The sequence below is a fragment of the Nostoc paludosum FACHB-159 genome (genome assembly GCF_014698835.1).
Lineage (GTDB): Bacteria > Cyanobacteriota > Cyanobacteriia > Cyanobacteriales > Nostocaceae > Nostoc > Nostoc paludosum.
In genome coordinates, this window is sequence record NZ_JACJTU010000138.1 from 1 (window position 1) to 4,303 (window position 4,303).

The 4,303-nt window shown below is 39.7% G+C and carries 8 protein-coding genes; 5 read left to right on the plus strand and 3 right to left on the minus strand.

Translation table 11 applies throughout. The annotated features are described in order from the left end of the window. Together H6H03_RS39290 and H6H03_RS41065 are read left to right on the plus strand one after the other, a co-directional pair. The coding region (locus tag H6H03_RS39290) for a DUF4351 domain-containing protein (RefSeq protein ID WP_190960379.1) at window positions 1–343 on the plus strand (343 nt) is incomplete at its 5' end. A gap of 111 nt (window positions 344–454) precedes the next feature. Continuing rightward, on the plus strand, window positions 455–838 hold the full coding sequence (locus tag H6H03_RS41065) for a DNA cytosine methyltransferase (RefSeq protein ID WP_313932046.1): 384 nt from the start codon (window positions 455–457) through the stop codon (window positions 836–838). A 7-nt stretch (window positions 839–845) separates the two neighbouring features. Here H6H03_RS41065 and H6H03_RS39300 read toward each other — a convergent pair whose 3' ends face one another. Then, window positions 846–1,013, minus strand: a complete 168-nt coding sequence (locus tag H6H03_RS39300) for a hypothetical protein (protein WP_190960380.1) — start codon at window positions 1,011–1,013, stop codon at window positions 846–848. Between the two features lie 628 nt (window positions 1,014–1,641). Here H6H03_RS39300 and H6H03_RS39305 point away from each other — a divergent pair. After that, complete coding sequence (locus H6H03_RS39305; protein ID WP_190960381.1) at window positions 1,642–1,911, plus strand: helix-turn-helix domain-containing protein; 270 nt, start codon at window positions 1,642–1,644, stop codon at window positions 1,909–1,911. 43 nt (window positions 1,912–1,954) lie between these two features. Continuing rightward, window positions 1,955–2,119, plus strand: a complete 165-nt coding sequence (locus tag H6H03_RS41690; RefSeq protein WP_277926241.1) for a winged helix-turn-helix domain-containing protein — start codon at window positions 1,955–1,957, stop codon at window positions 2,117–2,119. Window positions 2,120–2,291: 172 nt separating this feature from the next. Here H6H03_RS41690 and H6H03_RS39315 read toward each other — a convergent pair whose 3' ends face one another. Continuing rightward, window positions 2,292–2,792 carry an ATP-dependent metallopeptidase FtsH/Yme1/Tma family protein gene (locus tag H6H03_RS39315; protein ID WP_190960382.1) on the minus strand — a complete coding sequence of 167 codons (501 nt, stop codon included), beginning with the start codon at window positions 2,790–2,792 and terminating at the stop codon, window positions 2,292–2,294. A gap of 488 nt (window positions 2,793–3,280) precedes the next feature. Between H6H03_RS39315 and H6H03_RS39320 the strand changes: the two genes are divergently transcribed. Beyond that, a complete protein-coding gene (locus H6H03_RS39320; RefSeq protein WP_190960383.1) occupies window positions 3,281–3,751 on the plus strand; it encodes a DUF3592 domain-containing protein in 471 nt (156 codons plus the stop codon). A 62-nt stretch (window positions 3,752–3,813) separates the two neighbouring features. Here the strand turns inward: H6H03_RS39320 and H6H03_RS39325 are convergent, their stop codons facing one another. Beyond that, window positions 3,814–4,170: a hypothetical protein gene (locus H6H03_RS39325; protein WP_190960384.1), complete on the minus strand. Its 357-nt coding sequence runs from the start codon at window positions 4,168–4,170 to the stop codon at window positions 3,814–3,816. Between the last annotated feature and the right edge of the window lie 133 nt (window positions 4,171–4,303).

Here is a 4,303-nt window from a genome sequence, read left to right on the forward strand (position 1 = left end):
CCAGGTTGCTCAAAGTGTCGCTAAAATTCCTAATAGAGTTGAAAGACAAAATATTGCTGGGTGTACCGAGATTTTTGCTGGTTTACGATTTACAAAAGACTTAATTCGTCAATTTTTACGGGAGGACATTATGCAAGAATCTGTTATTTATCAGGATATTCTGCAAAAAGGCGAATTCAAGTTATTTTATCGTCAACTAAATCGGCGCTTTGGAGAAGTTGATACCTCAATTATTGAGCGAATTCGTGCATTATCTACTGAGCAACTGGAGGCACTAGGAGAAGCGTTTCTAGATTTTACATCAGTTGATGATTTAGTAACATGGTTAGAGCAACTGCAATAAAAGCAACAAAAGCGAAGTAATCTAATTACAACCTTCGCTTTTAACTTCACTACTGCTCCGTCCTTATCTCTACATGCGAATTGCGCTCATGCGCGAATTGCGAATTGTTGTGTGCCCGATTCTCATCTACTGCCCAAACAACAGCAAGCGGTAGAACAATTTTTAGCAACTAACGAACCCGCACCACTGCTGATAGAACGGGTTGGTGGGCGAAATGGACTGAAGTACAAGCCGGGGCATCTGCCAGCTAATACTATCGTGCGCTCTCATTTCACCGATCGCAAGGGATGCAACCGGAATAAATTCGCTGATGTTTGGTTGCCCGATGGTACGGTCAAGTCTTTGTCAATTGCAGCAGCAACGAAGTTACAAGGATTTCCCGATTGGTACGAGTTCCCCCAAGAGGCAGCAACGGCGGGGTCAATTATCGGCTATTCCGTGCCTCCTTCTTTTGCAACTCAATTATTCATGTCGGCACAAAGTATAGCTATGTAGGCAATAACTAAGGCTCTATTCCTTCATCAATCCAAGCATCAATTGCTGTTTTTACCTCTAATTCAGTCACGGCAGACCATTCTTTTTCGTTGATAGTTGTTTTAAATACCGCTCTTTTACCGTGACCAACTTTTTCCATTGGGTGTCCGCGATACAAATTTTTAGGCTTAATCATTTTTCTCAATCATCTTTATAGAATATTATAAACTGTTGCTCAATAAGAAGAGTAGTTTGATTTTCTATAATGGCTGCTGATCGAGAGGATTATCATAACTGTAGTGTTAGGTTTGTAGTGAGGAAATTGGATCAGTTAAATTAAGTTTATTTAGCGTATATAAAGCGTAAAAAAAGGTTTTTTTCGCTTAAAAGTGTGAGTATAAACGAGCGGTCGCTCACAAGTGAAGTTACTCTAAATGTTTGACCGCAATGCCTGTAAGTTCATATAATTGATTTGCAACAGATACCTGATGGCATTTTGCACTTTGTAATTCTGCACATAGTAAAAGAATAGACTACTTTTCTCCTGCCTGGAAGAAGTTGAAGCGATCGCTACAATCGGAATCGGAATACAGGTGCAAGTCTACAACCCACATTCCGCACCCCTAACTATCACAGTGTGAAATTACGGAGAAGAAACATCAAAGTGAGAATAAAAACAGACATATTGATTGGAAAAAGACATTTGAGTAACAGTAAATCAGCAAAAATGGCATCAAAACCTATTCTCAATAAGTACCAATAATACCAATTTAATATGAAGCTGCATATAATAGGGAGAAGCCATCTCCTAAGTTTAAATAGCCATGAGCCGCCCGTTTAAGATTGAAATTGCAGAGAGCGAAGAGGAACTAAAAAAACGCTTACAAACAGCCAACTTGGGAAACCAGAAAGAAAAACTTATTATGTTGTGGTGGCTCAAAAGCGGACAAGTAAAGGAACAGCAAGAAATCGGAAAACGTTTGGCAAGAGATAGTTCAACGGTCACGAGATGGTTGCAGAAGTACAGAACTGATGGGCTGTCAGGCTTATTAGAAATTAAGAAAGCACTCTTGTGCAAAACGGAAAATCGATGATGCTGCGATCGCAGCACTTGAGGAGGAGTTAAAAGCAGGAAAATTGATTACAGCTTCCGGAGTTAAGCCCACTGATTATGACTTATTTGATGCAGCAGGAATTAGTTGGAAGAAAACTACAAAGCTCAATCCAAAAGCAGACGAAGACGCTGTTGCTGTAAAAAAAAACAGATTGAGACATTGTTGGCAAGCCGCAGAAAAGAAATAGAAGCAGGATTATTGAGAGTATTTTTAATAGATGAGTGTCATCAGAATTAGGGGAGATTTGAGTGGGTATGTCTGGGGTAAAACTGACCAAGAAATAGCAGTTCCGGTCGTCAATGAGCGAGACAAGCAGACGTACTACGGAGCAGTTGACTATCTCAAAGGAGAATTACTTCTTAAAGCCTATAGTGCAGGTAACTCAGAAAATACGATTGATTATCTACGTTATTTATTAGACCAGTCCCCTCAGCAACTGTGACTTGAATCATTAAATGAGCCAACTTGTGAACCATAAAATAAGCCACAAGTAACGCCAGATTAAGCTTTATAGCTACAAACTTTGCATTAAATAATGAGCTAGAGTTTATTTTTTGCACAATCAAAAGCCATGCAAACGCACCAACCAGTATCCCACTAGAAAGAAGTAGGCCAATAATGCCTGCGGCGTTGGCAGAGTTATCGCCAAGGCTAATAATTTCTACATTATGGCTTTGCAACAAGTTTTTAAGATCCCCTATTTGTCCAGAGGGGTCGGTATAGTAGCGCTGACTGCCAAATTCTGGTTTGAGGATATATTCAATACGATCTGGCTTAATGGTAACCCGTTGCACTTGCGAAGATTTGATCTGCTCAATAAACTTGCTGTATGCCGATTGTGAACTGGTTTCCGTCTTCATAGAACCGATTCCTAATGAGAGCGAAGGGAACATTAAGAAGCCGGAGATCTAGATTCTTTGCACACATTCGGACTTCTTACTATCTTGATTCTGCTGCAACTGTTTTTAAGCCAACAGATGGGATTACTACACTCTTTTTAGGGTTTTCCGAATGAGTTCGCAATTGTGGAAGCCTGATTCAGATTCCCCAACAACTCCAAAAAACTCTGCACCGACTCATTCGCGCCTACTCGGATACACCCGATTGATGCGTAGACGCACAAGCGGCTTATCATCAGACGATTAATGACTAATAACTAATGGCTCGTCTCCCCTAGTTTTCCCCGATTATTTTTTAATCTAAAAACATCGACTTATGGAAACGACTTATAAATTAAACCTTAAGTAGGGTGTATTAGGCTAAAGCCTAACGCACCCTACAAAAATTATAAAAAGTATGGGCAAAACTTATTCCTTTTAACGTTAACAATCAACAATTCACCTATCTTATGAATGGAGATACAAAGTTCTTTCTTATATTTGGTTCAATATTCGGTGGTGTTGGCAGCATAATTGCTGTCACCGGCATCATTATTGGAATTAATACTCGCTCTTTCGTGTCTGCGGCAATTCCAGCACAAGGAACAGTTATAGAATTACAGCAACGTCTTTCATCACCTGATAGCAAAGGGTATCGGTCTTATGTCTACTATCCAGTCGTGCAATTTACTACACGTTCTGGTGAATCAACGGTTTTTGAATCAAATTCAGCTAGCAATACACCAGAATTTGCTAAAGGTCAGCAGGTAGAAGTTCTATACAGTCCTGATAACCCCAGTTCTGCACAGATCAACTCTTGGCTAAGTTTATGGTTTTTACCTCTTATGTTGGGCGGCTTAGGATCGAGTTTCGCTTTGGTTGGAGGAATTGTAATATTTAAGTCGCTTTTAGGTTTAATGAGTTCTAAGAAGATGGTATAAGCAAGATAAGGCATTACTCATATTTTCTGCAAAACTCAAAATAGAATAATCGGAGTAAAATTTTAGATGGATTCGGACAACAAACCTGACATATCTAATATTCGCTCTGACCAAGCACTAGCTTGCTCGGACATATTTTTGCGTTCGCTCTCATTAGACCACAGACTATCAAACCTTAATTTCCACCTAGCTATTTGAACTTGAATGTTCACCAATTCTTCGGCATATTCTGGTTCAATTTCTGCTGCTGTCCATTCGATAAAACATATAGTTTCATCTGCCACACTTTCGACCGCTTCCGGGTAAGCAGTGTCACAAAATGTTCTCAGCCTAGCTAAATTAGAAGCTATATGCCCTAAGCGATGTGATGTATTTTCGCTTTGAAATCGTGCTTGTTTTTCATCCAATTTCTGGTTCATAGCCACCTATTAACTCCTGAGCAATTGTAAGGATTCAGGTAACAGAGTATTGACAAAGGGAACACTTGAGGGGGAGTATCACAGATATGAACCAAAACCTGCCTCAAAATTTAGACCGAGAAAGCTTGAACCA